The 23,529-nt window shown below is 67.8% G+C and carries 24 protein-coding genes; 17 read left to right on the top strand and 7 right to left on the bottom strand.

Annotated elements, in window-relative coordinates; all coding sequences use genetic code 11:
- The first annotated feature begins 57 nt into the window (after positions 1-57).
- Positions 58-945 (top strand): LysR family transcriptional regulator, encoded by an 888-nt coding sequence (locus ACIA8G_RS28515; RefSeq protein WP_396421747.1) that lies wholly within the window; start codon positions 58-60, stop codon positions 943-945.
- Here ACIA8G_RS28515 and ACIA8G_RS28510 read toward each other — a convergent pair.
- Positions 848-1,711, bottom strand: coding sequence for an EamA family transporter (locus ACIA8G_RS28510; protein ID WP_396421746.1), 864 nt, complete (start codon positions 1,709-1,711; stop codon positions 848-850). The genes ACIA8G_RS28515 and ACIA8G_RS28510 overlap by 98 nt on opposite strands.
- A gap of 93 nt (positions 1,712-1,804) precedes the next feature.
- Here ACIA8G_RS28510 and ACIA8G_RS28505 point away from each other — a divergent pair, with 93 nt between their 5' ends.
- The gene (locus ACIA8G_RS28505) at positions 1,805-2,710 is read left to right on the top strand and encodes an RluA family pseudouridine synthase (protein ID WP_396421745.1); all 906 of its coding nucleotides are present in this window, start codon (positions 1,805-1,807) and stop codon (positions 2,708-2,710) included.
- Here the strand turns inward: ACIA8G_RS28505 and ACIA8G_RS28500 are convergent.
- Positions 2,705-3,598: a phosphotransferase family protein gene (locus tag ACIA8G_RS28500; RefSeq protein WP_396421744.1), complete on the bottom strand. Its 894-nt coding sequence runs from the start codon at positions 3,596-3,598 to the stop codon at positions 2,705-2,707. The two genes, ACIA8G_RS28505 and ACIA8G_RS28500, sit on opposite strands and share 6 nt — an antisense overlap.
- 15 nt (positions 3,599-3,613) lie before the next feature.
- Positions 3,614-6,808 (bottom strand): GH92 family glycosyl hydrolase, encoded by a 3,195-nt coding sequence (locus ACIA8G_RS28495; RefSeq protein WP_396421743.1) that lies wholly within the window; start codon positions 6,806-6,808, stop codon positions 3,614-3,616.
- Between the two features lie 52 nt (positions 6,809-6,860).
- On the opposite strand from ACIA8G_RS28495, the gene ACIA8G_RS28490 reads away from it, so the two are divergent.
- The 5 genes from ACIA8G_RS28490 to ACIA8G_RS28470 all read left to right on the top strand — a co-directional run bounded on the left by ACIA8G_RS28490 (position 6,861) and on the right by ACIA8G_RS28470 (position 11,133).
- Positions 6,861-8,126, top strand: a complete 1,266-nt coding sequence (locus ACIA8G_RS28490; protein WP_396421742.1) for a BNR-4 repeat-containing protein — start codon at positions 6,861-6,863, stop codon at positions 8,124-8,126.
- Between the two features lie 40 nt (positions 8,127-8,166).
- Entirely contained in the window at positions 8,167-8,550 is a 384-nt protein-coding gene (locus tag ACIA8G_RS28485) for a VOC family protein (RefSeq protein WP_396421741.1), read from the top strand.
- Positions 8,551-8,726: 176 nt separating this feature from the next.
- Positions 8,727-9,413, top strand: a complete 687-nt coding sequence (locus tag ACIA8G_RS28480; RefSeq protein ID WP_396421740.1) for a chitinase — start codon at positions 8,727-8,729, stop codon at positions 9,411-9,413.
- Positions 9,414-9,516: 103 nt separating this feature from the next.
- Positions 9,517-10,587, top strand: coding sequence for a chitinase (locus ACIA8G_RS28475; RefSeq protein ID WP_396421772.1), 1,071 nt, complete (start codon positions 9,517-9,519; stop codon positions 10,585-10,587).
- A 54-nt stretch (positions 10,588-10,641) separates the two neighbouring features.
- Positions 10,642-11,133: a DinB family protein gene (locus ACIA8G_RS28470; protein ID WP_396421739.1), complete on the top strand. Its 492-nt coding sequence runs from the start codon at positions 10,642-10,644 to the stop codon at positions 11,131-11,133.
- Here the strand turns inward: ACIA8G_RS28470 and ACIA8G_RS28465 are convergent.
- The gene (locus ACIA8G_RS28465; RefSeq protein ID WP_396421738.1) at positions 11,130-11,375 is read right to left on the bottom strand and encodes a mycoredoxin; all 246 of its coding nucleotides are present in this window, start codon (positions 11,373-11,375) and stop codon (positions 11,130-11,132) included. The genes ACIA8G_RS28470 and ACIA8G_RS28465 overlap by 4 nt on opposite strands.
- Positions 11,376-11,459: 84 nt before the next feature.
- Entirely contained in the window at positions 11,460-12,566 is a 1,107-nt protein-coding gene (locus ACIA8G_RS28460; RefSeq protein WP_396421737.1) for a DUF2341 domain-containing protein, read from the bottom strand.
- 308 nt (positions 12,567-12,874) lie between these two features.
- On the opposite strand from ACIA8G_RS28460, the gene ACIA8G_RS28455 reads away from it, so the two are divergent.
- The 3 genes from ACIA8G_RS28455 to ACIA8G_RS28445 all read left to right on the top strand — a co-directional run bounded on the left by ACIA8G_RS28455 (position 12,875) and on the right by ACIA8G_RS28445 (position 15,554).
- Positions 12,875-13,498 (top strand): DUF4360 domain-containing protein, encoded by a 624-nt coding sequence (locus ACIA8G_RS28455; protein ID WP_396421771.1) that lies wholly within the window; start codon positions 12,875-12,877, stop codon positions 13,496-13,498.
- A gap of 57 nt (positions 13,499-13,555) precedes the next feature.
- Complete coding sequence (locus ACIA8G_RS28450; protein ID WP_396421736.1) at positions 13,556-14,203, top strand: DUF4360 domain-containing protein; 648 nt, start codon at positions 13,556-13,558, stop codon at positions 14,201-14,203.
- A 91-nt stretch (positions 14,204-14,294) separates the two neighbouring features.
- Positions 14,295-15,554, top strand: coding sequence for a hypothetical protein (locus ACIA8G_RS28445; RefSeq protein WP_396421735.1), 1,260 nt, complete (start codon positions 14,295-14,297; stop codon positions 15,552-15,554).
- Here ACIA8G_RS28445 and ilvA read toward each other — a convergent pair.
- A complete protein-coding gene (gene ilvA, locus ACIA8G_RS28440) occupies positions 15,547-16,782 on the bottom strand; it encodes a threonine ammonia-lyase IlvA (protein ID WP_396421734.1) in 1,236 nt (411 codons plus the stop codon). The two genes, ACIA8G_RS28445 and ilvA, sit on opposite strands and share 8 nt — an antisense overlap.
- Before the next feature lie 101 nt (positions 16,783-16,883).
- Between ilvA and ACIA8G_RS28435 the strand changes: the two genes are divergently transcribed.
- Positions 16,884-17,699, top strand: a complete 816-nt coding sequence (locus ACIA8G_RS28435) for a lytic polysaccharide monooxygenase (protein ID WP_396421733.1) — start codon at positions 16,884-16,886, stop codon at positions 17,697-17,699.
- Between the two features lie 83 nt (positions 17,700-17,782).
- Positions 17,783-19,015: a ThuA domain-containing protein gene (locus tag ACIA8G_RS28430; RefSeq protein ID WP_396421732.1), complete on the top strand. Its 1,233-nt coding sequence runs from the start codon at positions 17,783-17,785 to the stop codon at positions 19,013-19,015.
- A gap of 5 nt (positions 19,016-19,020) precedes the next feature.
- Here ACIA8G_RS28430 and ACIA8G_RS28425 read toward each other — a convergent pair whose 3' ends face one another.
- Positions 19,021-19,431 (bottom strand): hypothetical protein, encoded by a 411-nt coding sequence (locus ACIA8G_RS28425; RefSeq protein ID WP_396421731.1) that lies wholly within the window; start codon positions 19,429-19,431, stop codon positions 19,021-19,023.
- A 149-nt stretch (positions 19,432-19,580) separates the two neighbouring features.
- On the opposite strand from ACIA8G_RS28425, the gene ACIA8G_RS28420 reads away from it, so the two are divergent.
- The 5 genes from ACIA8G_RS28420 (at position 19,581) to ACIA8G_RS28400 (ending at position 23,481) form a co-directional block, all read left to right on the top strand.
- Complete coding sequence (locus ACIA8G_RS28420) at positions 19,581-20,018, top strand: helix-turn-helix domain-containing protein (protein WP_396421729.1); 438 nt, start codon at positions 19,581-19,583, stop codon at positions 20,016-20,018.
- A gap of 3 nt (positions 20,019-20,021) precedes the next feature.
- Complete coding sequence (locus tag ACIA8G_RS28415; RefSeq protein ID WP_396421728.1) at positions 20,022-20,534, top strand: hypothetical protein; 513 nt, start codon at positions 20,022-20,024, stop codon at positions 20,532-20,534.
- The gene (locus ACIA8G_RS28410) at positions 20,534-21,643 is read left to right on the top strand and encodes an MAB_1171c family putative transporter (RefSeq protein ID WP_396421727.1); all 1,110 of its coding nucleotides are present in this window, start codon (positions 20,534-20,536) and stop codon (positions 21,641-21,643) included. The genes ACIA8G_RS28415 and ACIA8G_RS28410 overlap by 1 nt, the downstream gene beginning before the upstream one ends.
- A gap of 177 nt (positions 21,644-21,820) precedes the next feature.
- Complete coding sequence (locus ACIA8G_RS28405) at positions 21,821-22,885, top strand: ATP-dependent DNA ligase (protein WP_396421726.1); 1,065 nt, start codon at positions 21,821-21,823, stop codon at positions 22,883-22,885.
- Positions 22,882-23,481: a YigZ family protein gene (locus ACIA8G_RS28400; protein ID WP_396421725.1), complete on the top strand. Its 600-nt coding sequence runs from the start codon at positions 22,882-22,884 to the stop codon at positions 23,479-23,481. Before ACIA8G_RS28405 ends, ACIA8G_RS28400 begins: the two co-directional genes overlap by 4 nt.
- Positions 23,482-23,529: the final 48 nt, after the last annotated feature.

Raw genomic sequence — 23,529 nt, 5'->3', positions numbered from 1 at the left:
TGAGGACAGCACGTCTTCTCAGGGGGCGGTATCGGCACTGTATCGGATAATGATCCGATGTTCGACCTCCACCGTCTTCGATTGCTGCGGGAACTTTCCCAAAGGGGCACGCTCGCCGCCGTCGCCCAGGCGCTGAACTACAGCCCGTCCTCGGTGTCGCAGCAGCTGTCGTTGCTGGAGACCGAGGTCGGCGTGCCGCTGCTGGAACCCGTCGGCAGGCGGGTGAAGCTGACCCCGCAGGCCGAGATCCTGGTGCGGCACACCGAAGAGGTGCTGGCGAGGCTCGAACAGGCCGAGTCGGAGGTCGCCGCCTCGCTGCACGAGATCACCGGCACGCTGCGGGTCGCGACGTTCCAGACCGCGGCGCTGGCGTTGATCCCGGCGACGCTCGTCCGCATGCGGGACGAGCACCCGTCACTGCGAATCGAGTTCCAGGTGCTCGACCCCGCGGAAGCGCTTTCCGGTTTGAACGCCAGGGAGTTCGATCTCGTCTTCGTGGAGGAGTGGCCGGATCAGCCGGAACCCCGCTTCTCCGGCCTGGAATACCGGGAGGTGTGCCGCGACCCGATCCGCCTGGCCGTCCCGCGCGGGCTGGCCGCCTCCGAGGTCGCCGACTATCCGTGGATCATGGAACCGGCCGGCATGCCGCAGCGGGTCTTCGGCGTGAACTGGTGCCGGCACAACGGCTTCGAGCCCGACGTCCGCTTCTCCTCGACCGACGTGCTGGTGAAGCTGCGGTTCGTGGAACGGGGACTCGCGGTCGCGCTGCTGCCCGACCTGATCTGGTACGACCGCGAGGTCACCGCCGACCTGCACGAACTGCCCGTGCCCCAGTCGCGCCTGCTGTTCACTGCGGCACGGGCAGGACGAGGTCAGCATCCTGCCGTGCAGGCGTTTCGCGAGGCTTTGGCGCTTTCTGTAGCGCCGCTCCGGCCCCTGCGATGATCACCAACGCGATGGCGCCCAACGAGACCGCGCTCAGGTGCTGACCGAGCAGCACCGCACCGGCGAGCGCGGCCGCCGCGGGTTCCAGGGCCAGCGCGACCCCGAACGTGTTGGCCTGCAACGTCTTGAGCGCCTTGATCTCGAGGGTGTACGGGATCGCGGACGCCAGCAGCGCCACCAGGCAGCCGAGCAGCAGGATTTTGGGGTCGAACAACTTCGTGCCCGCGGTGGACAGGCCGTACGGCAGCGTCAGCGCCGCCGCGATGAGGCTCGCGCCCGCGAGCCCGCCGGTGCCGAGCCCCTCCGTCGCGAGCTTGCGGCCGGCCAGCACGTAGCAGGCCCAGAACGCGGCCGCGAGCAGCGCGAGCGCGACACCGATCAGGTCGAGCTTCGCCCCGGTGTACTCGCGGACACCCAGGATCAGCACACCGGCCAGCGCCAGCCCGACCCACACGAAGTCCTTGGCCCGGCGGCTCAGGATCGCCGCCAGCCCGAGCGGCCCGAGGAACTCGATCGTGACCGCCACACCGAGCGGAATCCGGTCGAGCGCGAGGTAGAACGTGCCGTTCATGCCCGCCATGGTCATCCCGAGCACGATCGTCTCCTGGCGGAACTTCGGCCGCACCACCACAGCGAGCATCAACGCCGCGATGCCGAGCCGCAGCGCCGTGGCCCCCGGCGCACCGATCTGCCCGAAGAGCTGACTCGCGAACGCCGCGCCGAACTGCAGTGAGATGACCGAACCGAGGACCAGGAAGACCGCCATGCGTACAGCCTTGTTGACCAGGTCTCATCGGTACAGCGAATGTTTGCGAGCGATATCGTTCGGTTTTCCTGAACCTTTAGACTGCTAGGTGCGATGAGACGCAAACCCACCTCCCCCCTCCCCCAGCGCAACGGCCTGGACGCGGCCCGCCTCCGCCTGCCAGAAGGCTCGTGGCCGTCCCTGCGCGACCACCTGGTGTCCCGCCTGCCGCGCGTGGCCCCGGCCCGGATCGACGAGATGCTGCGCGAGGAACGGATCTGGAACATCTCCGGGCCGTTGGCCATCGACGCGCCGTACGAGCCCGACAGCTACATCTGGTTCCACCGCGACCTGCCTATCGAGGTGCCCGTCCCGTTCGAGGTGGGCGTCGTCTACCAGGACGACAACATCGTGATCGCCGACAAGCCGCACTTCCTCGCCACGATCCCGCGCGGCGCGCACATCATGCAGACCGCGCTGGTCCGCCTGCGCGATTCACTCGGCCTGCCCGACCTCTCCCCCGCGCACCGCCTGGACCGCGTCACCGCCGGCCTAGTCCTGTTCGTGGTGCGCCGCGAGGTGCGCGGCAAGTACCAGACGATGTTCCGCGATCGCCTGGTGCAGAAGGAGTACGAGGCGATCGCCCCGGTCTCGCCCGCGCTGGAGCTGCCGCGGGTGGTGCGGTCGCGGATCATGAAGGAGCGCGGCATCATCACCGCGTTCGAGGTGGACGGCGAACCCAACGCCGAGACGCACGTGTCCCTTGTGGAGCAACGCGATGCGTTGGGCCGCTACCGGTTGAAGCCGCTGACCGGTCGCACCCACCAGCTGCGCCTGCACATGTCCGGGCTCGGGGTGCCGATCGTGAACGACGACTTCTACCCGGTGCTGCACGAGCGCCCCCTGGAGGACTTCTCCTCGCCCCTGCAGCTGCTCGCCCGCACGTTGTCCTTTGTGGACCCGGTGACCGGGGATCCGCGCGAGTTCACGTCCCAGCTCAGGTTGTCCGCCTGGTCATGACACGTGCGTCCGCACCGTCCCGATCGGCTGCGGCTCCCAGATCCGGCTCATCCGCTCGTGCAACCGCCGGGCGAGCGCGCTCATCTTCGGATGGGTCTCGGTGAACGCCGCCACCACCCGTGCCCGGAACATCAGCCGGCCGCGCGCCGTGGTGCTGTACCAGAACCAGTCCTCGTCGACCACCCTGGCGAGGTGGTCGGTGCCGTCACGGTCGAACCGCTGCACCAACGTGTCGCCCTGCACCAGCCATCGCACACAAGCCTCCTCGAGTCCGCCCGAGAAGCCGCGTTCCTCGAAGTAGGCCTGCTCAGCGGCTTCGCGCAGGTCCCGGGGCGTTTCCGTGACGGTCGCGCAGGTCGGGAACCCCATCCCGAGGTAGACGAGCTCGCTGATCCCGTCGCCCAGCGCAGCACCCTCCAGGTCGACGAACCGCGCGCCCGCGTCGGTGTACATGTCGTTGCCGGGACACGGGTCGCCGTGCAGCAGGTCGAACTTCCCCGTGTCCTCGAACGCCAGCTCGTCCTCGGCGTCCCCGATCTCCACGTCCAGCGCTCGCACGAACCTCAGGAACGGCGTGGGGTCCGGGATCTGCTGACGCGGCAGCGCCCCCGCGTGCTCCGGCCCGGTCGCGGCGTGCAGCCGGGCGAGCCCGCGGGCGTAGTCGATCACCCAGTCCTCGCGCGGGGGATCGGAACGGAGCCGCTCCAGCACGACGGTCCGCGCGTCCTCGTCGACGTCGAGGATGCGCGGCACCATCCCGGTGTGCTCGGCGAGCCGCAGCGCGGTGATCTCGCGGGCGAAGGCGACCGCATCGCCGATGACCTGCTTGACGATGCGGTCGCCGTCGGCCCACACGTTGGACCGCTGACTGCTGTCGAGGAGCTCCACGCTCCCCAGTATTGATCAGGCGAGGGTCAACGCGTACAGCTCCACCCGCGGATCATTCGGCAGCGTCACCGACCGAACAGTCTTGGCCGGATCAAGCTTCAACGACTGCCCGAACAACCGGACGGGCGGCCCGTCGACACCCTGCCCCGCCTTGATCCGGTGCGGCATCTCCAGCACCGGCAGACCGCCACCGGCCCAGTCCGGCACCGATGCGGCGATCTCGGCCGAGGTGCCGTCGGTGTACCAGACGGTGAACGCGGCCGAGACCGGCCCGTTGTGCGAGGCCCCCACGACGTGCAGCCACGAGAACTGCCCCGTGGGCAACAGGAGTCCCTGCCCGCGAGCCTCGACGAAGTTCGCGGCCGTACCCGAGGGATCCGGCGCCTGGTAGGTGATCCCGCCCCACGTCACCGGTCCGGCGGCGGGCAGCAGGGCGGCGTCGTAGCTCCAGCCGCCGCCGTCGAAGTTGCCCTCGGCCGAAGCGGCGACGGTGGCCGTGCCGTCGTGGTTGCGTTCGGAGGTCACGTCCACCGAGCACGACGAGAAGGCGCACAGCGCCGCCGGTTTGACCTCGATCACGGCCTTCACCAGGACGGAGTCGATTCGTACCAGGACGTCGTACGAGCCCGCGGCCACACCCGCCGGCACCGAGACCGTCAGCGGCACGGTCTTCTGCGTCGGCTGATGCCGGGACACGATGACGAACGGTTTGGCGCCGCTCACCTTCCACCCGGCCGGCACGGAGACCTCCGGCCGCACGGTCGTCGCGCTCGGCGTCTGCGCGAGGACGTCCAGCTGCAGCGTCAGCGACTGCGCGGTGTCCGAGGTCGGCATGACGATCTCGGAGTTGCGCAGCGACGCGGACAGCGCCCGCCGCGAGTCGACGTTGCCGTCGTTGAGCGACGGCGGCTCGTCGCTGCGGCCGGTGCCCCACGACGACGGCTTGGAGGACACCGTGTGGGCCAGCTTTCCGCCGCGCTGCAACGAGGACCAGTTCAGGTAGGTCTTGCTGACGTCACGGCCGCCGAACGAAATGCTCTGCACGTAACGGTTGCTGTCCGAGACTCCGGGCGCCGTCACCGTGAGGGTGCCGCCCTGCGTGCCGTACTGTCCGATTCGGACGGTCGCGGACGGGAACTGCGGTGACGACAGGGCGAGGAAGTCCGCCCCGTTGAACGTCGGGTAGATGCCCAGCGACGAGAACACGTACCAGGCCGACATCGTGCCCAGGTCGTCGTTGCCGGTCATGCCGTCCGGGCCCGTGGTGAACAACGTCATCGCCGCACGCACGACCGTCGCGGTCTTCGACGGCGTGCCCGTCCACAGGTACATGTACGGCGCGAGCAGGTCCGGTTCGTTGTTGGGGTTGTAGGTCGGCTTGCCGTAGTAGTCGTACGGCTCGGTGATCCAGTCGTGCCGTGCGGTGCCGGCCGGGTCGACCAGGAGCTTGTCGTAGGCGAAGAACGAGTCGAGGCGCTTCTCCGTGGTGCGCCTGCCGCCCATCAGCGACACCAGTCCGGCCGGGTCCTGCGGGACGAGCCACTGGTACTGGTACGCGCCGCCCTCGTGGAACTGGTGCGAGGCGTCGACCGGGTTGTACGGCGTCAGCCAGGTACCGGCGGTGGTGCGCGGCCGGAAGTGGCCGGTCGACGCGTCCCACAGGTTGCGGTACCACTGGCCGCGGTCGGCGAACATCCGTGCGTCGGGCCCCTTGCCGAGACCGCGGGCCATCAGCGCCAATGACGCGTCCGCCGCCGAGTACTCCAAGGTCGCCGAGGCCGGGTGCATGCAGTCGTTGTCGCCGCCCTTGTGCGCGCAGTCCGTGCCGACCTTCAGCCCGGACGGGATGTAGCCGCGATCCGAGTAGTACGTGACCGCGGTCCGCCCGTTGTACGGCGATTCCGCGGGTGGCAACGACAAGGCGTTGGCGCGCAACAGCTTGTACGTCTCCTCCTCGTACCCCTTCAGCAGGCCCTTCGACCAGGCCTCGACCAGGAACGGCGTCACCGGGTCACCGGTCATGATGTTGGTCTCAGAGGAGGCCAACGCCCAGCGCGGCAACCATCCCCCGTCCCGCCCACTGGCCACGACGGACAGTGCGACGTCACGGGCCACCTTGGGTTCCAGTATCTGCAGCAGCTGGTTCTGCGGCCGGTACGTGTCCCACAAGGAGAAGTTCTGGTACGGCGTGTAACCCGAGGCCGTGCGCACCTTGCCGTCGAAGCCCATGTACTTGCCGTCGACGTCACCGGCCAGGTTCGGGTGCAACACCGAGTGGTACAGCGCCGTGTAGAACGCCACCTGCCGGTCACGCGGCCCACCGGACACCCGGACGGCGTCGAGTTGCTTGCGCCACGTCTCCTTCGCCCCGGCCACCACGCCGTCGAAGTCGTGGGAAGGAGCCTCCGCCGCGAGGTTCTTCCGAGCGCCTTCCAGCCCGGTGTAGGACAGGCCGAGCTTCACCACCACGTCGCGGTCGGCCGTTGCGTCGAACGTGACCCACGCGCCGTTGCCACCGGTGCCGGCCGCGTCACGGGAACCCGCGGTGGGAACGTTCCCACGCCACGACCCGAACGCCGAGAACGGCCGGTCGAACGTGGCCGTGAAGTAGACGGTGTGCTCGTCCTTGCCCGCGCAGAACCGCCCGTTGCGCACGCGCCCCTCGATGGTGCGGTCGCCGACGACGTGGATCTCCGAGTCGAGCACCGTCTGGTTCGAGCGCCCGGTGTTGAACAGGACGTTGGCCGCGGCCGAAGCGGGGAACGTATATCTCTGCCACCCGGTCCGCTGAGTGGCCGTGAGCTCGGCATTCACGCCGTAGCGCGACAGCCCGACGCGGTAGTAGCCGGGCTGAGCCGTTTCGTCCGAATGGCTGAACTGAGACTTGTAAGCGTTGATGTCAACGTTGTCAACAGACCCGACTGTGGGCATGACGGGCAGCTCGCCCATGACGCCGCACCCGACGCCGGACAGGTGCGTCTGCGAGAAGCCGTAGATGGAATTGGCCTTGTAGTCGTACCCGCCCTGTCCTCCTGTATCAGGGCTGACCTGCACCATCCCGAACGGCACCGAGGCGCCGGGGAAGGTGTTGCCGAAGTTCTGGGTGCCCACGAAGGGATTCACCAACGATGAGGGGTCCTCATCCGCCTGTGCCGCTTGAGCGGGGACTGTTAATCCCAGTAACAGCCCGGCTACAACCAGTGTCCGCATGGGAGGCAGTATTGTCGGAACGTCGCCGCCCCGACACCCATGGAGGTCGGCGATGCGCGCATTAGCCGCGGCGTTGCTGATTCTTGTCGCATTTTGTCAACCGGCTCACGCCGCAGCCACCCTCGACACCGTCACGACGACGAGTGTGTACGGCTGTTTGCGCACCAACGGCGCCGGCGTCTACGACGCGACGGTCAACAAGACGTTCGTGACGTACTCGGGCACCAGGCACGACATCTACGTCAAAGCGTTCGACCACGCGACGAACACGTGGTCCGCGGCGGTCAAGGCCGCCACGCTGAACCTGACGCACGACAACGCCTACCACGACTACCCGGTGCTCACGCAGCTCGGCGACGGCAGGCTCGCGATCTTCCGGGCCACGCACACGACGTCGATGCAGCTCTACACCGCGCCGACGCCGCGCTCGATCACCGGCACGTGGACCGCGCGCACGATCAGCACCGACAAGAACACCTACCCCGAGCCGGTCGTCACCGGGAACACGATTCACCTGTTCTACAGCCACAACACGGACCTGTCGTACCCGTACCGCACGTTCAAGATGATCAAGTCGACCGACAACGGCGCGACGTGGTCGGCCCCGAGGATGATCATCGACTCCGGCCGCACGGCCGACAGGTACGCCGAGGTGTACGCGTTCGGCGTGACGCAGCGCAGCGGCCGCATCTACCTGACCTGGTCGATGCACGGCGGACCCCTGGGACACAACGGCGGCGGCAAGAACATCTACGTCGCGTACTTCGACACGGCGAGCGGCACCCTGGCCACGGCCGGTGGCGCCACGCTCGGCAACGTCATCGACCCGGCCGACGTCGACAAGACGCGGGTCGTGACGACGAGCCCGACGGATCTACCCGCGGGCAAAGCACTTCCGGAGGAGAACCCGGTCACCGTGCCGCTGAGCGACGGCTCGCTCGTGCTGGGGTACGGCGTGCACACCAGGACGAGCGCCAGGATCGTGCTCGCGCGGTTCGCGAACAACACCTGGACCTCCACGACCGTCGACACCTCGACGTCGCTGTTCAAGGACCTCGTCGCGACCGGCAACGGCGTGGACTTCTCCTACGCCAGCGCGGACCGCAGGCGGCTCCTCGTGAAGTCCTGGCAGCCGGGCAACGGTACGGCGACGCCGAAGCACGACCTGACCGTGCCGTACACGGCCGGTGCCGACACGACGTTCTACGCGAACTTCGTGGAGAACCGGCCGAGCGACCTGGTGGCCAACACGATCGACTACGAGACCCGCAAGACCAACCACACGGGCACGTGGCCGGTGTTCTCGATTCGCGGCTGACAACAGGACAAGGGCATGGCACCTGGAGTAAGCAGGTGTCATGCCCGTACAGCTCAACCACACCATCGTTCATTCATCCGACCAGGAACGCTCGGCGCGGTTCGCGACCGAGATCCTCGGCCTGCCCGCACCCGCCCGCTTCGGCCCGTTCCTCGTCGTCGAGGTCGCGAACGGCGTCTCGCTCGACTACCTGACCAGCCAGGGCCCGATCACGAGCCAGCACTACGCGTTCCTGGTGGCCGAGGACGAGTTCGACCAGATCTTCGGCCGCATCCAGGAACGCGGCCTCGAGTACTGGGCCGACCCGTTCCACAGCAGGCCTGGGGAGATCAACCACAACGACGGCGGGCGCGGCGTCTACTGGAACGACCCGGACGGCCACGCCCTGGAGATCATCACCCGGCCCTACGGCTCCGGCTCCTAATGGCCTAGACGCGCCCAGCCGGCGTCTTCAGCGTCGCCGCGGGCGGCAACCTGACGTGCTGATCAGTTCACATCCATAAAAGGTATAGACCACCTCTTGTGCTCGGAGCGCCACGCCTGCCACCGTGAGAGCGGTAACACACAGTGGGCGCGCGAAGCTCTGAGGAGTTGGTCCCCATGATCGGAACACGCGCCGCCGCCCTGATCGTCGCGCTGATCGGTGTCTTCACACTCGTTCAGCCGGCGACGGCGGCGCCGTTCATCGTCACCGAAGCGCAGTTCAACCGGATGTTCCCGTCCCGCAACAGCTTCTACACCTACAGCGGCCTGAAATCCGCGATGGCCACGTTCGGTTCGTTCGCGAACCAGGGCAGTGACACCGTCAAGAAGCAGGAACTCGCGGCGTTCCTCGCGAACGTCTCCCACGAGACCGGTGGTCTCTACTACATCCGCGAGATCAACCAGAACGGCGACTACTGCGACGAGACCCGGCCCTACGGCTGCCCCGCCGGCAACAAGTACTTCGGCCGCGGCCCGATCCAGTTGTCGTGGAACTTCAACTACAAGGCGGCCGGCGACTACCTCGGCGTCAACCTGCTGGTCAACCCGGACCGAGTGGCCACCGACGCGACCATCTCGTGGCGGACCGCGATCTGGTACTGGATGACGCAGAACGGGCCTGGCACCATGACCCCGCACAACGCCATGGTCAACTCGCGCGGCTTCGGCCAGACGATCCGCAGCATCAACGGATCACTGGAGTGCGACGGCCGCAACCCCGGCCAGGTGCAGAGCCGCGTGTCGAAGTACCAGTCGTTCACCGGGATCATCGGTGTCGCACAGGGCAGCAATTTGTATTGCTGATCAAGGTGGTCTAGACCCTTGACTGGTCTGGACCATTGGTGCCAATCTCAGCGTTGTTCACATCCGTGATTCCTCGGGCGCGCAGACCTAGGAGTGGGTGACCTTGCTGAGAAAACGCATCATGGCGGCTCTCGCGGCAGGCGTGATGGCGGCGGCATTAGCTGTCATCGCGCCCACCGCGACCTCGCAGGCAGAGGTGTCCGCGCAGGCATGCTCCTACACCAACTGGGTGCAAGGGCAGTGGTACACGACCGGTTCCATCGTGAAGTTCGAAGGCGCCTACTACATCGCCGAACACGACAATCCCGGTTACAGCCCCACGGTTTCCACCTGGTACTGGGAGCCGACCAGCTGTGACGGTGGTGGAGGTGGCGGCGGCGGCACCTGCACGTACACCGACTGGGTCCAAGGTCAGTGGTACGTCACTGGCAACATCGTCAAGTTCGAAGGCAACTTCTACATCGCCGAGCACGACAATCCCGGCTACAGCCCGACGGTTTCCACCTGGTACTGGGAACCGTACAACTGCAACGGCGGGGGTGGCGGAGGTGGCGGCGGCGGCGACTTCGTCGTCAGCGAAGCCCAGTTCAACCAGATGTTCCCGTCCCGCAACAGCTTCTACACCTACAGCGGTCTCGTCACCGCGATGAGCTCGTTCCCCGCCTTCGCGAAGACGGGCGGCGACACCATCCAGAGGCAGGAAGCCGCGGCGTTCCTCGCGAACGCCTCGCACGAGACCGGTGGCCTCGTGTACATCCGGGAGATCAACCAGAGCGGCGACTACTGCGACGAGAACCGGCCGTACGGCTGCCCCGCCGGCGACCGGAACTACTACGGCCGCGGCCCGATCCAGCTGTCGTGGAACTTCAACTACAAGGCGGCGGGCGACTACCTCGGCATCAACCTGCTGGGCAGTCCCGACCTCGTCGCGACCGACGCGGCCATCTCGTGGAAGGCGGCGCTCTGGTACTGGAACACGCAGACCGGGCCCGGCACCATGACCCCGCACAACGCCATGGTCAACCAGCGCGGTTTCGGTGAGACCATCCGCAGCATCAACGGCAGCATCGAGTGCAACGGCGGCGGCCCCGGCCAGGTGCAGAACCGCGTCGCGAAGTACCAGCAGTTCACCGGCATCCTCGGGGTCTCGCCCGGCGGAAACCTCACCTGCTAGCACTCGAGCCTCACTAGGACTCGAGCGGTCCTAGTTCGGGCATAGCTTCAATCCATGACCATGGAGCTCAACGAACTGCTGCACGAGCTGAACGATCAGCGCCGCACTTTCCGCATCACCGTGCGGGGTCTCACCGCCACCGAAGCGGTGAAGCGCACGACCGTCAGCGAGCTCACGCTGGGTGGGTTGCTCAAGCACCTCACCTGGTGTGAGCGCGGCTGGACCCACATCCTCACCGAACAACCCGGCACGCCGGAAGGCATGCTCGACGGCGGCCAGTACGTGTGGACGGGCGACGACTTCGACGCGTTGCTCGCGTCCTATGACGAAGCGGTGCGTGCGACCGATGAGGCCGTACGCACCGCTTCGCTGGACAAACTCGTGCCGCTGCCGCAGGCGCCGTGGGACCCGGACCCGCAACCCATGTCGATCCGGCGGATCGTGCTGCACCTGATCCGGGAGACCGCGCAGCACGCGGGCCACGCGGACATCATCCGGGAGACGCTCGACGGTCAGTCGACCACAGCGTCCCTGTACGAGTTCTAGGCGGCGAGCTGCTCTTTCACCTGGCCCAGCGACGGGTTGGTGAGCGCCTTGCCGTTCGGGAAGTGGACGGTCGGCACCGTGCGGTTGCCGCCGTTCACGCTCATCACGAAGTCGGCCGCGCCGGGCGTCTCCTCGATGTTGATTTCGACGTACTCGATGCCCTCGCGGTCGAGCTGGGTCTTGAGGATCCGGCAGTAGCCGCACCACGCGGTCGAGTAGACGGTCAGCTGGTCGGGAGCCATCAGGGGCACTCCTCATCGAGGTCGGTCGAGGTCATGAGTATCAACGCTCGATGAGGAGTGCTTCATCCCAGGGTGCGGCTCAGATCACTTGAGCAGCTTCGAACCCGGTTTCTGGGACTCGAAGTCGAGCCTCGCCCAGTGCTTGTCCTTCGGCACGGACAGGACGCGGGCCTCGTCGAGCAGGCCGTCGAACGACCGCTTGCGGCTGTTGCCGCCGGGCACCTTCTCGTTGTTGCCGATGGTCACCGGCTCGGCGCCGGTGGCCTTCCAGGCGTTGGTGTCGGTCTTGCCGACTTCGAGCTTGCCGTTGATGTAGTAGTAGGCGTTCGGCTTGTCGATGACGAAGACGAAGTGGTACCAGGTGTTGTTCTTGACCTTGGTGTAGGCACCCGAGGGCAGCGGGCACCAGTCGTAGTTCGCGACGTCGATGCACGGCTCGGTCTGGTCGCCCTCGCCGAAGTAGTGGATCCGGAAGCCCGTCTCCCCCTTCGAGAACATCGCGATGTACGCGGCCGGGTGCGTCTTCGCGTTCGACCAGATCGAGAAGGTTCCCTTCGACGGCAACGGGTTGAACAGCGACGAGGACTCACTGCCGGGCAGCAGCACGTACTCGCTCCTGGCCCTGTTCAACGAGAGCGCGCTGCCGACCACGCCGGTGCCGGTCGCGTCGCCGGTGATGTTGACGCCCTTGCCGTCGAGGTTGCCGGCGGAGTCGCGGTAGCCCTTCGCCGCGCCCTTCTCGCCGAGGTGGTGGGCGGTGAGCCAGCCGTCGGTCTTCGGGAAGACCTTGGTGCCGTCGCTCTCCTGCTTCGCCTCCGGGTTGCCCCACCTGAAGGTGATGTCCTGCTTGGCGTTGCCCTTGACGTCGGTGCGGACCCAGATCGCCGCCTTTTTCGCGCCCGCGTCCCACTTCTCGATCTCGTAGGGCAACGGGGTGCCCGCCGCGTCGGCGAACCGGATGTCGGCGCCGTCCGGCTTGGCCTGGCCGAAGTCGAAGTTGGTCGCGTCGAGCTTCACCGGTAGCGGGAAGCCCTTCACGTCGCCGGCGACGTTCGCGCCGGCCGCGGTGGTGTCGATGGTGATCTTGCGCTGATGCGCCCAGCCTGCCTGCGCCTCCGATGCCGCACCCGGCACGAGGAGGCCCGCGAGCAACGCCGCGGAGATGGTGAGAGTGCGCCCTGTCTTCTGCATGTGGTCCCTTTTGTCCGGGGCGGCGGACATACAAGGTCCTACTGGAAACTTTGTTGCCTGTCAGCCCCGCGTCACCCGATCAGACCAGCCGGCGGCGATCGTCAGGCAATCGTCAGGTTCATTCTCCACACCGTGGGTGAGCATAGTTCGCGCACGACCGAAAATTTTCGGGCGTGCAATTCGTCCTGCTTTCCTACAAGTATTACCGAGCAATTCAGTCACCCGTTCGGCGGCCCTTCGCAACACAGGGTTTCCGATATCGTCTGATTTCCGCCGCCGGTACCACACTTTGGAAAGAAAGGCTGGCCATGCTGAAAACGGTGCTGGCTGCTGCCCTCGCGCTGTCCGCGGTGGTCACCGCGCCTGCCGCGCAAGCTGTTCCCGACGTTCCCGATTTCGTGACGATCGACGTGGTCACCGTGAACGGATCCGGCTGTCCCGCCGGCACCGCCGCGGTCGCGGCCGCGGACGACCGCACGGCGTTCACGGTCACCTACAGCCAGTACCTCGCCCAGGCAGGGCAGGGCTCGGGTCCCACCGACTTCCGCAAGAACTGCCAGCTCAACATCAGGGTGACCTACCCGCAGGGCTTCACGTTCGGCATCGCCCAGGCGGACTACCGCGGCTTCGCCCACCTGCAGCAGGGTGCGACAGGGACCGAAAGAGGGAACTACTACTTCCAGGGCATGTCGCAAAGCGCGACCCGCATCCACGACTTCTACGGACCGAAGAGCGACAACTGGCAGGCGACCGACCGCGCGACCGTGTCGGAAATCATCTACGCACCGTGCGGCGAAATCCGCCATCTGAACATCAACACCGAGCTGCGTGTGAACGCGGGAACCGCGTCGAAGGCCAACAGCTTCATGACGATGGATTCCACGGACAGCAGCGTCAGCACCAAGTACCAGTTCTCCTGGAAGCGCTGCTGACCCAGGCACCAATACCGCCGCCCGTTCTTTGTTGAACCCTCGTCGGAAAGGTGCCCCATGCTCAACACAGTGGCCGCGGCCGCGTTCGCGATGTCGACCATCATCATCCCGCCTGGAGGCGCACCCGGCACCACGCCTCCGCCGGACAACATCACCATCGACGTCGTGACGATCAACGGCTCTGGCTGCCGGGCGGGAACGGCCGCGGTCGCGGTCTCGCCCGACAACAAGGCCTTCACCGTCACCTACAGCGAGTTCATGGCGCAGGTCGGGCCGCAGGCGCTGCCGACCGACTTCCGCAAGAACTGCCAGCTCAACCTGCGTGTCAACGTGCCGTCCGGTTTCACCTACGGCATCGCGTCCACCGACTACCGCGGCTTCGCGCACCTCGAGGGCGGCGCCACCGCCCTGGAGCGGGCCAACTACTACTTCCAGGGCATGTCGCAGACGGAGTACCGGCAGCACAACTACCGGGGCCCGTTCAGCGACGACTGGCAGGCGACCGACACGACCGACGTGGCCGCGATCGTCTACCACCCGTGCGGCGAGAAGAGAAACTTCAACATCAACACCGAGCTGCGGGTCGCCGCAGGCACCTCGGACCCGAAGAAGGTCACCAGCTTCATCGCGATGGACTCGACGGACGGGTCGATCGAGACGACCTACCACTTCGCGTGGAAGACCTGCCCTCCTCCGAAGCCGTAACCCCTCACCACGTGCCGGGCACTTCGATCAGGGAGTGCCCGGCACGCCTCTGCCTGAGAAGATCGTCCCCGACGATGTCTGGGGGACGACGATGACGACAAACCTGCCCGTGCTCGCCGGGGTGGATCTGGGCAAGAAGTTCCGCGCGATGGTGAACAAGATCGCCTGGAAGGTGCCGCGGCACCGCGGGCGGATCACGGTGCTGCTCGACGACCTGCCGGACTCCTCCGCCCGCCTGGACCTGGTGCGGCTGGCGGTGATCGTCGCGCTCGAGCGCAACGCCAAGAGCGTCCAGGTTCTCCCGATCACCGCCTGCGACTGGAACGGGGGCCAGTCCGAGTGGTTCATCTCCCGGACCGAGCCCGCTCGCGGGTTCACGTTCGCCAACGGACAAGAGCAGTCCGGCGAGCGCACGGTGACCCTGGCCGAGAGCGGCGACCGGATCGTGCGCGTGGCGATCAACGGGAAGAGTGTCAAGGTCCGGCCACCATCCGAAGTGGAGTGTCGGCGGCTGCTGGAATCCGGGGCGCTGGGGACACAGCTGCGGTTCCCGGTCTTCCCCAGCTCGGGTCCCTCGATGCTCGCGCGCGGGGCCGGGCCGCGCGAGCTCGTGCTGTGGCGGTGCGGCCTCGCGACGACCACGTTCCGGCTGCCGGGCCCCGTGCTCGCCGCGACCCACGTGGCCGAGACGTCCACCGAGTCGCTGATCGCGTTGATCGAGGCCGACGGCGAGCTGGTGGTCCACGCCGAGGGCTACCCGGCCGACGGTCTGCGCAGGCTGCACGTACCGATCGACTTCAGCGTCGCGGACGAGGCCGAGCGGGACCTTTCCCCGCTGTACCTCGACATGGACGAGCCGTGGCAGTTCAGCACCTACTTCCGCCGTGCGGGGACCTGGTGGCGGTTGCGCTGGGACCACGGCACGATCTCACTCACCGCGTCGACGTCAGCGGTGCACCGGCCTGGGTCCTTTCCCTTCCACACCAAGCACTGGGGCGCGCCCGACGTGCTGCTGGGGCCTGGCCACACCTACGCCGCCGCAAACGGACCCACGTGGAAGACGTGGGGGACGGAGTGGGACGACACGGTGATCCCCGTCCCGCCGGACGAGGACGTGCTGGGTCTGACGAAGATCGAGGGCGAGCCGGCGCTGCTGACCCGCGAAGGCGGCGTCCTCCGAGCGAGGACGTCGGAAAACGGGCGCACCGTCGTCGACTTCGCCGGGCCCGTGATTCCTCACCACGAGCTGCCGTGGGTCGCGGTGCAGCGCTCGGCCCACCTGGTCGAGGTGCTGGACGTCGCGACCAGCGCGGTCCTGCACCGCGTCGGCACCGCCGGAGCGATCAGATGAGGAAGCGGTAGGCCGTCGACCCCGGCGCCAGGTGCTGGATCTTCAGCGGGGACTCCTTCATCCGCCCCCACAGCAGGTCGTAGTCCTCGCGCCGGCCGAGCTCGATGCACACCAGCGCCGCACCGGTCTCCCGGTTGTCCCGCTTGATGTACTCGAACAGCACGATGTCGTCGTCCTTGCCCAGCACCTCGTCGAGGAACCGCCGCAGCGCGCCCGGCTCCTGCGGGAACTCCACCAGGAAGTAGTGCTTCAGGCCGCGGTGGATCATCGAACGCTCGACGACCTCGGCGTACCGCGAGACGTCGTTGTTGCCGCCCGACAGCAGGCACACGACCGTCGAGTCCGGCGCCACGGAGATCTCCTCCAGCAACGCCGCCGACGCGAGCGCGCCCGCGGGCTCCGCGATGATGCCGTCGATCTGGTAGAGCTCCAGCATCTCGGTGCAGACCGCGCCCTCGGCCACGGTGAGCAGCTCGGCACCGCTGTCGCGCACCATCGGGAACGTCACCTCGCCGGCCCGGCGCACCGCGGCGCCGTCGACGAACGAGTCCACCTCGGGCAGCGTCACGGGGTGGCCCGCCTGGATGGCGGCGATCATGCTCGCCGCACCGGCCGGCTCCACGCCGATGATCTTGGTGCGCGGGAAGCGCTCCTTGAACCACGTGCCGACGCCCGAGAGCAACCCGCCGCCGCCCACCGGGCACACGACCACGTCGGGAGCGCCGCCGAGCTGCTGCACGATCTCCAGGCCGACGGTGCCCTGCCCGGCGACGGTGCGGGGGTCGTCGAAGGCCGGGACGAGGGTCGCGCCGGTGTTGAGCGCGTACTCCTTCGCCAGCGCGGCCGCGTCGTCGTAGGTGTCGCCGTCCACGACCAGCTGCACCATGCCCTGGCCCAGGGCGGAGATGCGGTCGCGTTTCTGGCGCGGGGTGGTGCGGGGGACGTGCACGCGGCCCTCGATGCCGAGGCGGCGGCACGCGTAGGCCATGCCCTGGCCGTGGTTGCCCGCGGAGGCGCAGACCGCGCCGCCGAACGCGAACTCGGTCTGGCAGAGCAGGTTGAACGCGCCGCGCAGCTTGTACGACCGGCCGACCTGGAGGTCCTCGCGCTTGAACCACACGCGCGCGCCGGTCCTCTCGGACAACCGCTGGTTGACCTCCAGCGGCGTCGTGCGTGCGACTCCACCGAGCCGGGCTGCGGCCGCGGACACCTCATCAGCGAAGGACATGTCAATACATCTTCCGTGAACGACTCGGGTCTGGCACGCGTACCCCTAGAAAGACAGGGGAGGTGCCCGTGTTTCGCCTTGTGGGCGTGCTATCGCTGCTCATGTTGCTCTCTGCGGTTCCCGCGCACGCCCATGGTGCGCCCACTGACCCGCCGAGCAGGGCTTTTCTCTGCTCGCCAGGCCAGCCCACAGCATCATCCTCGCCGTGCCGCGCTGCCATTCAGGCGGGGTTGCCGTCCAAGGAGTGGGACAACATCCGGCTGCCGAACGTGCAGGGACGGGACGCGGCCAAGGTCCCCGACGGCAAGTTGTGCAGCGCCGGCCTGACCAAGTACGCGGGTCTCGACCTCGCGAGCGCCGAGTGGCCGGCCACGAAGCTCAAGAGCGCGGACTTCACCTACCGGGCGACGATCCCGCACCAGGGCTCGTTCCGCTTCTACGTCACCCGCGCCGGCTACACGCCGAGCCGGGCGCCGCGGTGGGCGGATCTGGAGCAGTTCCTGACGGTCCCCACTCCCCCGCTGGTCAACGGCGCGTACGAGTTCAAGGTGCAGCTGCCGGCGAACAGGACCGGGCGGCACCTGATCTACACCGTCTGGCAGAACACCGACACACCTGACACGTACTACTCGTGCACCGACGTCGAGATCCCCGCCGCCGCACCGAAGCCGGCGACACCCACGCAACCCCAGCAGGCCGCGCCGGCCGCGCCACCTGCTCCGACCAGCCAGTCCACGCCGGCCTCGGCCACACCGTCGACGCCGAAGTCGAGCACGCCACGACCCGTTCCTGTTGCGTCGAGTGCCGAACAACCTCCGTCCACCGCCGCACGTTTCGGCATGTCAGCCGTGGTCGCGGCATTGGGCGGGCTGGCCGTACTGGGTGGAATCGTCCTGTGGCGCAAGAGAATTCTGTGAACGTCCCGGTCCCCAAGAGGTCTGGACCATCTCTACGATGATCTTCGGGCGCGCAACCCTGCGAGTTGAAGGTGTGTGCCCGCATGGCTCGAAAACTCTCGGTCTTACTGGCGTTGCTCGTCACCGCGCTGTTCTCGGTCATCGTCTCGGTACCGGCCCAGAGCGTTCCGTTCAAGGTCCTCGGCTTCTACAGCGGAACCTGGGACGCCGCCCACATCGCGTTCGTCAACGAGGCGAACCCGTGGCTCACCAGGGCGGCCCAGCAGAACGGCTTCACCTACGAGGCCACGAACAACTGGGACAGGCTGAACAACCTCACGCCGGCACAGGCGCAGGTCGTGCTGTTCCTCGACGACCAGCCGCACAACGCCGCGCAGCGCAACGGTTTCCAGCGCTACATGGAGACCGGCGGCGGCTTCTTCGGCTTCCACGTCTCGGCGTTCACGCAGAACGCGAGCGAGTGGAACTGGTACCACAACACGTTCCTGGGCAAGGGAAACTTCGTCAACAACACCTGGGGCCCGACCACCGCGACGCTGAAGGTCGAGACCCGCACGCACCCGTCGACCCTGCGCCTGCCGGAGAGGTTCACCTCCTCGGTCAGCGAGTGGTACAGCTGGTCGCGTGACCTGCGCACGAACCCGGACATCCAGATCCTGGCGAGCGTCGACCCGTCGAGCTTCCCGCTCGGCACCGACCCGAACCAGCAGTGGCGCAGCGGGTACTACCCGATCATGTGGTCGAACAAGAACTTCAAGATGGTCTACGCGAACTTCGGCCACAACGCCATGGACTACCCGAACAACAGGCCGTTGTCGTCCACGTTCGACTCGCCCACCCAGAACAACTTCCTGATCGACAGTCTGCTGTGGCTGGGCGGTGGCGGCACTCCCCAGCCGCAGCCCGAGTGGAAGACCGTCGTCAACCGCGGCAACAGCAAGTGCATCGACGCGCGTTCGGCCGGTCTCGACAACGGCACCGTCATCCAGCAGTACGCCTGCAACGCGACCACTGCGCAGAACTTCCGCGCGGTGGCGACGAGCGACGGCTACTCGCGCATCGAGTACCGCAACGACACGTCGAAGGTGCTGGACGTCAGCGGTGTGTCCACTTCGGACGGAGCGGGCATCCACCTGTGGACCTACGGCGGCGGCAACAACCAGCAGTGGCGGGTGACGACCGCGGCGGACGGCTACTCGACGCTGACGGCCCGGCACTCCGGCAAGTGCCTCGCGGTGGTCGGCAGTGCCGACAGCACCCAGCTGGTGCAGGCGACCTGCAACGGCTCGGCGGCGCAGAGCTTCAAGATCGGCTAGATCGGCTAGTCAGAGCGTGAGTGGTCGTGGTCGCGGCACAGATCGTCGGCGCGGCCATGACCACTCACGACCGTCCGCACCCGTTCCTCCGGCAACCTGCTCTCGGCCCCCGGCGTGGCGCCCAGGAAGCCGTACATGTCGTTGAGCTGGTGCAGCGCCTGCACGGCATCCCGCCACACGGGGCAGGGCCAGGCGCGGTGCCGCCCGTACCAGGTGTGGCACGACTTGCACCGATGCCGCTCGTTCGGCTCGTGCATCCGCAGCAGCCCGCGCCACCAGGGCAGGGCCGCGCGCAGCTGTTCGCGCAGCTCGAAGACCTCGTTCGGTGAGTCCGTCTGCGCCAGCTGGTTCATGGTCTTGTAGACGACGTCGACCACGGTCCGATGAAAAGATCCCTGTCGTTCCGCAAGCGCCATGTCCGATGCTCCTCCTCACCACGGTTGAGACCGGCTCGCCAGGAGTCTATGTTGGCCATTGGTGGGGTTTCAACTGGCGAAAATCCCGTCACCCAGATAGCCCTTTCCATGGGTGGAAACGCTACTGCGCGCAACGGGGGGAGCAGGCAATGGCGGGGGAACGGTCCCTGGCTGACAAGCTCAACCACCTTTTCGCCTGTCACACCGCGCGCTCCGGCCAGGAGTACAGCAACGAGCAGGTCGCGGGGGCGATCGCCGACACCGGCGTGACGATCTCCCAGAGCTACATCTGGCAGCTGCGCAAGGGCAAGAAGGACAACCCGACTTTCAAGCACTTGCAGGCCCTGGCAGGCTTCTTCGGTGTGCCCGTGAGCTACTTCTTCGACGACGAGGTCACCGACCGCGTGAACGAGCAGCTCAAGTCGTTGAAGGACGAGCAGAGCAGGCTCAACGAGATCGCCTCGGGCAGCGACGCGCAACTCATGGCGATGCGGGCCGGCGAGTTGTCGCCGGACCGCCGTCGTCTCGTCATGGAATTGCTGGACGTCGTCTACCGACAGGAACAGGCTGAGCGCGGCGAAGGATGACCGGTGGCCGAACGAGAACTGCGCAGGCGGTGCCGACGCCTGCTGAACGAGCTGGACATCCAGCCGCCGCTGGACGTCGAGGAGCTGTGCCGGCGGGTCGGTGAGCAGCGGGGCAAACCTGTCCGGCTGCTGGCACACCCGATCCCGGTGCCGGGCCCGTTCGGCGTGTGGATCGCGACCTCCAAGGCCGACTACATCCTGTACCAGCAGGAGACGTCGAAGGCGCACCAGAACCACATCATCCTGCACGAACTCGGGCACCTGCTGGCCGGTCACACGAGCGGCGAGCAGGACGACGACCTGCTCGCGGGCCTGTACCCGGACATCGAGCCGGACGCGGTGCGGCGGGCGCTGCGGCGCACCTCCTACGACACCGCGCACGAGCGTGAGGCCGAGACAGTCGCGACGATCATCCTCGAGTGGGCGTCGGTGCTGGACAAGGTCGCGCCGCGGGCCTCCGAGGGACCGGCCCGCCGCATGTCCAAGTCGCTCGCGGACAGGCTGGGGTGGCTGTAGTGGAGTACCTGAAGTCGACCCAGGGCCTGGTCGCGTTCTCCGTGCTGCTGGTCATGCTGTACCTGCTCTGGCGGCGCCCGCACGACCCGCGCCTGCGGTCGGTCACGTGCCTGGTGGCGGGCTGGGCGCTCGGGCACCCGTTCGGCAGGGCGGCCGCGGACGGCAGGTGGTTCCTCGGGCTCGACCCGATGATCTGCCAGCTGATCCAGCACACGCTGCTGCAGATCGGCGTCTACGGCCTGATCTGCTTCTTCATCTTCTCCGCCCTGGACGACGCGCCGGCCCGCAGGCAGGCGCTGCTCCAGCTGGCGCCGCTCGTCGTGTGCGTCACGATCATGACGTGGGCCGTGCTGACCATCCCGGACGACCTGCGGGTGGCGGCGGCACGGGTGCCGAACTCGCTGGGCGGCGGCCCCACGGGCGTCCTCGCGATCACGGTGTTCTACGCGCTGGCCAACGGCTACCTGCTCTACGGGTTCGCGACGATGTTCGTCTGGGCCCGCCGGTACGCCCGCGGCGCCGAACCGCGGCTGCGCCGGGGCCTGCTGATCACGTCGACCGGTTTCGCGCTGCTGGTGCCGGCCGACGCGATCTTCGTGGCGTCGAACATCTCGCGCTACTTCGCCGAGCCGCTCCCCCGCTGGCTGCTGACCACCGGCGTGTGGTTCCTGCTGCCCGGCGTGGTGCTGTGCTGCGTCGGCGTGGTCTACCCCTTCGCCGCGATGCGGACCTCGGCGACGCGGCTGTGGCTGCGGCACCTGCGCACCTACCACAAGCTCGCTCCACTGTGGACGCTGCTCAACCAGTCGTTCCCCGAGGACGCGCTGCACCGGGTGCCGTCGCGGCGCGACGCGTTCTCGTTGCGAGGGGTGCACCGGCGCTACTACCGGCGGGTGATCGAGTGCCGGGACGGCCTGGTGCGGATCAGCCCGTACGTCGCCGAGACGCCGGACGAGCTGACGCTGGCGCAACGGCTGCGGTCCGGGCTGGAGACGCGCAGGGCGGGTGCGGTCACGTTGCGGCGGCCGATCGCGCTGGCCGTTCCCGAGGACGACGGGCTGGACGCGGACGTGCGGGAGCTGGAAAAGCTCGCGGTCGCCCTGCGCTGAGCAGGCCGTGTCTGGCCCATCTCGTCCGCGATAGTCGCGCCTGAGGGGGTTTGTGGCGGCACCGCCGCGACTTCCGAATACGCCCGGTATGAGGAAGCCGCGGCGGCACCGCCACAAACCCGCTCAGACGTGACTCTCATCGAACGGATGGGCCAGACACGGCCTATGGTCACGGGTGTGGACCTGCCCGTGATGCCGCCGGTGAAGCCGATGCTCGCGAAGTCAGTGCCCGAGCTGCCGCGCGGGGACGGCCTCGCGTACGAGCCGAAGTGGGACGGCTTCCGCTGCATCGTGTTCCGCGACGGCGACGAGATCGAGCTGGGATCGCGCAACGACAAACCGCTCACCCGCTACTTCCCCGAGGTGGTGGAGCTGCTGCGGGAGTCGCTGCCGCCGCGGTGCGTGGTGGACGGCGAGATCGTGCTGGTCACGCCGGACGGGCTGAGCTTCGACACCCTCCAGCTGCGGCTGCACCCGGCCGCGTCCCGCGTGCGCAAGCTGTCCGTGGAGACGCCTGCTTCGTTCGTCGCGTTCGACCTGCTGGCGTGCGGCGACCGGGACCTCATCGGGCTGCCGCTGGGCGAGCGCCGCAAGGTGCTGGAGGAGATCGTCACCGAGATCCCCGGCATCTACCTGACACCGTCCACGACGGACCCCGAGGTGGCGCAGGACTGGTTCACCCGGTTCGAGGGCGCGGGCTTCGACGGGGTGATGGTCAAGCCGCTGGACGGCGTCTACGAGCCGGACAAGCGCGTGATGTGGAAGGTCAAGCACGAGCGGACGGCCGACTGCGTGGTCGCCGGCTACCGGTGGCACAAGGACGGCGAGACGGTCGGGTCGCTGGTGCTCGGGCTGTACCAGGACGGCGAGCTGCACAACGTGGGCGTGGCGAGCAGCTTCACCGCGGTCCGGCGCCGCGAGCTGGTCGAGGAGCTGCGGCCGCTGCTGAACCCCGCCGACCACCCGTGGGCCGCGTGGGCGACGTACGAGGGTCCGGGCATGAACAGCCGGTGGAACCCCGAGAAGCAGCTCCAGGTCGTGCTGCTGGACCCGTCGCGGGTGGCCGAGGTGCGCTACGAGCACGTGCAGGGCGGGCGGTTCCGGCACACCGCCCGGCTGGTGCGGTTCCGGCCGGACAAGACGGCCCCGGAGTGCACGTTCGAGCAGCTGGAAGAGGTCGCGCCTGCTGAGCTGGACGCCCTGTTCGGCGAGGCGGAGCGGCGTCGGACAATCGGCCGGTGAAGGTGATCAGGCGGGACGGCACGCACGAGATCGAGATCCAGCGGTCGCGGTTCCTGTGCCACGTCGCCCGCGTCGCCTCCGACCAGGAGGCCGCCGAGTTCTTCGCGCGGATCCGCAAGGAGCACTGGCAGGCCACCCACAACTGCACGGCGTTCCGGACCCGCGACACACAGCGGTCCTCCGACGACGGGGAACCCGCCGGCACGGCCGGGGTGCCGATGCTGGAAGTGCTGACGCGCCGCGATCTCGTCGACACCGCCGTCGTCGTCACCCGCTACTACGGCGGCATCAAGCTCGGCGCCGGCGGGCTGGTCCGGGCCTACGGCCGCGCCGTGTCGGAGGCCATCGACGCGCTGGGCACGCTCACCCGTGAGCGGCACGAGACCCTGCTGCTGGCCGCCGACCACGACCAGGCGGGGAAGCTGGAGAACGCGCTGCGCGCCGCCGGGTACCATGTCGCGGACACCGAATACGGCCGGGACGTGACCTTCACCGTGCTGACGCGCGATCCGGAGGGGTTCGAGGTGTGGCTCGCCGCGCAGACCGGCGGTGCGGTCAGCGCGATCAGGGGCGAGCCCGTCGACCTGGACCACTAGGTAGGTCCTGAGCGCGCGGACGGCGCCCCACCCTCAGAGAGGCGCCGT

Origin of the sequence: Lentzea sp. NPDC051213, from assembly GCF_044455585.1 — a bacterium.
GTDB lineage: Bacteria > Actinomycetota > Actinomycetes > Mycobacteriales > Pseudonocardiaceae > Lentzea.
This window is presented reverse-complemented; position numbering and strand designations above follow the sequence as displayed.

Excerpts from the sequence above, each read along its gene's own strand:
- ilvA (WP_396421734.1), bottom strand. The coding sequence starts at position 16,782 with ATGTCCTTCGCTGATGAGGTGTCCGCGGCCGCAGCCCGGCTCGGTGGA.
- ACIA8G_RS28460 (WP_396421737.1), bottom strand. The coding sequence starts at position 12,566 with ATGCAGAAGACAGGGCGCACTCTCACCATCTCCGCGGCGTTGCTCGCG.
- ACIA8G_RS28420 (WP_396421729.1), top strand. The coding sequence starts at position 19,581 with ATGGCGGGGGAACGGTCCCTGGCTGACAAGCTCAACCACCTTTTCGCC.
- ACIA8G_RS28515 (WP_396421747.1), top strand. The coding sequence starts at position 58 with ATGTTCGACCTCCACCGTCTTCGATTGCTGCGGGAACTTTCCCAAAGG.
- ACIA8G_RS28465 (WP_396421738.1), bottom strand. The coding sequence starts at position 11,375 with ATGGCTCCCGACCAGCTGACCGTCTACTCGACCGCGTGGTGCGGCTAC.
- ACIA8G_RS28450 (WP_396421736.1), top strand. The coding sequence starts at position 13,556 with ATGCTCAACACAGTGGCCGCGGCCGCGTTCGCGATGTCGACCATCATC.
- ACIA8G_RS28490 (WP_396421742.1), top strand. The coding sequence starts at position 6,861 with ATGCGCGCATTAGCCGCGGCGTTGCTGATTCTTGTCGCATTTTGTCAA.
- ACIA8G_RS28505 (WP_396421745.1), top strand. The coding sequence starts at position 1,805 with ATGAGACGCAAACCCACCTCCCCCCTCCCCCAGCGCAACGGCCTGGAC.
- ACIA8G_RS28445 (WP_396421735.1), top strand. The coding sequence starts at position 14,295 with ATGACGACAAACCTGCCCGTGCTCGCCGGGGTGGATCTGGGCAAGAAG.
- ACIA8G_RS28510 (WP_396421746.1), bottom strand. The coding sequence starts at position 1,711 with ATGGCGGTCTTCCTGGTCCTCGGTTCGGTCATCTCACTGCAGTTCGGC.
- ACIA8G_RS28470 (WP_396421739.1), top strand. The coding sequence starts at position 10,642 with ATGACCATGGAGCTCAACGAACTGCTGCACGAGCTGAACGATCAGCGC.
- ACIA8G_RS28430 (WP_396421732.1), top strand. The coding sequence starts at position 17,783 with ATGGCTCGAAAACTCTCGGTCTTACTGGCGTTGCTCGTCACCGCGCTG.
- ACIA8G_RS28435 (WP_396421733.1), top strand. The coding sequence starts at position 16,884 with ATGTTGCTCTCTGCGGTTCCCGCGCACGCCCATGGTGCGCCCACTGAC.
- ACIA8G_RS28425 (WP_396421731.1), bottom strand. The coding sequence starts at position 19,431 with ATGGCGCTTGCGGAACGACAGGGATCTTTTCATCGGACCGTGGTCGAC.
- ACIA8G_RS28480 (WP_396421740.1), top strand. The coding sequence starts at position 8,727 with ATGATCGGAACACGCGCCGCCGCCCTGATCGTCGCGCTGATCGGTGTC.
- ACIA8G_RS28455 (WP_396421771.1), top strand. The coding sequence starts at position 12,875 with ATGCTGAAAACGGTGCTGGCTGCTGCCCTCGCGCTGTCCGCGGTGGTC.
- ACIA8G_RS28485 (WP_396421741.1), top strand. The coding sequence starts at position 8,167 with ATGCCCGTACAGCTCAACCACACCATCGTTCATTCATCCGACCAGGAA.
- ACIA8G_RS28495 (WP_396421743.1), bottom strand. The coding sequence starts at position 6,808 with ATGCGGACACTGGTTGTAGCCGGGCTGTTACTGGGATTAACAGTCCCC.